We start from the raw sequence: 2,141 nt of genomic DNA, 5'->3' as shown, positions 1-2,141 counted from the left end.
CGGAATTGCGGGCGATGACATCGAGACCGGAAAGCTTGGTGAGGTCGGTGATCAGATCCTCGGTGATACCATCAGCAAAATAGTCCTGGCTCGGATCGCCGCCGAGGTTTGTAAACGGCAGCACGGCGACCGATGGTCGGTCGGTCAGGGAAGATGTCCTCGATTGCCACGCAAACAATCCTGCAAGGAGCGCGACGAACAGCACCGCTATTCCTGCCATCCCGATCGCCCGCGAGGATACCGGCCGGCGAACTGCCACCTTGATCTTCCCTGCGGCCGCGGGATCCAGCAGTAGCCGATAGGCGCGAACCGGATCGGCGATGTTCTTGAGGCGCTGCTCGCCCAAACTGGCAAAGCCGACGTCCACCTTGTGCACCGCGTGATCGAACGCCGTGCCCGAGATACATACACCCCCCGGCTCGGCCATAGCCTCGAGGCGCGCGGCGATGTTCACGCCATCGCCGTAGATGTCATTGTCGTCAACGATGACGTCGCCGAGATTGACGCCGATGCGAAACCGGATCTGCCGGGCATCATCGGTGCCTTTGTTGCGATCGGCCATCCGGCGCTGGATCATGGCGGCGCACTGGACCGCATCGACGACGCTCGCGAACTCGACCAGCGCTCCATCGCCCATGAGCTTGATAATGCGACCGTGGAATTCGTTGATCGCGGGGTCGACCAGTTCGCGACGGCAGCCCTTCAATCGTTCGAGCGTGCCTACCTCGTCCTCGCCCATGAGGCGGCTGTAGCCGACAACATCGGCAGCAAGGATTGCGGTAAGCCTTCGCTCCATACCTTCCATCCGCGAGTCCTGCGATATCACCGGGACGCGTGCATCTACCGAACCACCGTGAAGTGAAACACCTTGCTTGAATTGACAAAGGAATAGCCGCCGCTTCCATCCTCGCGGCGTCTGTAGACGGGACCGCAGTCGGGGCGCCCGAACATATTCTCGCTCAGTTCGCACAAGAGATCGCCATCGACACGGACGGTTTCAGTGATCAGCCGCGTCGTGGAGCGGAAGGCTGCCTTGCCGTCGCTCCCGATCTGAAGGAAGGCTGGTTCGAGACCAGGTTCAAGCTGGCCCTGCAGCGTATGGCCCAGCACCAGCGAGGCGATCTCCTCGCCCTTCAAGCGGTTGTGCTCGTCGCCGGTGAAGCCGAACGGCCATTCGGGCAAGCCCGCCTGTTGCAACGCATCTATGATGAGAGCCAAATCCTGCGGGTTACGGTATTGCGCACCGTTGACCCGGTATGCGGATAATGAATCGAACCCCGGTGTCGACATGGCACCTAGTCCCTTGGCGACCGCCGCCTTGGCATCCTGCAGGCGGCCGGCGCGGGCGTAAGCGGCACCAAGCGTGACCGTGAAATCTCCGACTGACGGCGCCTCGTCGTGGGTGCGTTCGAGCGCCTCGATCGCCTTGTCGTCGCTACCTTGAATGAGAAAGACCAGCCCGGCAATTTGCCGGTTGATGGGTGAAAGGTTGGGATCGAGCCTGAGCGCTGTCTCGACCGCTTCGGCAGCCTTGGCATGATTGCCGGCGAACAGTTGCACGTATCCCAGGGCTATTTGCGTCTCCGCATCGCCGGGGCCGAGTGCGACGGCTCGTTTGGCCGAAGCGATGGCTTCGTCGTAGCGGCGATCCACGACCTGCATGATCGCAAGAATCGCATATGGCGACGAAAGATCCGGGTCGAGTTGCAGCGCGCGGCTTGCCTTCTCATAGGCGCGCTTGCGCGCTGGCGCGCTCTGCATGATGTCGTCGAATGATCCGCGCCAGATATAGACTGTTGTGCTTGCATCAGCCGCGAAGGCTTCGGCAAAGGCGGGGTCAAGCTCCTCCGCCTTGTCGTAGAGCGTGAGCGCCTCCCGCAGCCCGTCACGCCGGCCGGTCCGTGCTGTCTGCTCGGCACGAAGGTAGAAGTCGTAGGCTTCAAGGTTTTCGGTCGGCGGGCGCGCCATGCGCTCGCTTTCCGCTGCCGAAGGTTGCACGCCGAGCGCTTTGGCGATCTCCCCGCTCATCTCGTCCTGGACACTGAACACTCCAGCTATGCCGCGGTCGAACCGATTGGCCCACAGATTGTCGCCTGTTGCCGTATCGATGAGCTGGGCATTGAGGCGGATCTGCTCGCCGG

2 protein-coding genes are annotated in these 2,141 nt (G+C 62.1%); both read right to left on the bottom strand.

All coding sequences use genetic code 11. The annotated features are described in order from the left end of the window. Positions 1-796, bottom strand: a 796-nt coding sequence (locus ACWTU9_RS33080; RefSeq protein WP_455861995.1) for an adenylate/guanylate cyclase domain-containing protein, incomplete at its 3' end; no start/stop codon positions are given. A gap of 44 nt (positions 797-840) precedes the next feature. Next, positions 841-2,141, bottom strand: a 1,301-nt coding sequence (locus tag ACWTU9_RS33075; RefSeq protein ID WP_455861994.1) for a tetratricopeptide repeat protein, incomplete at its 5' end; no start/stop codon positions are given.

The organism is Mesorhizobium sp. 128a, assembly GCF_053848025.1.
Note: the sequence above shows the minus strand (reverse complement) of the source record. Positions and strands in the feature narration are given on the sequence as shown.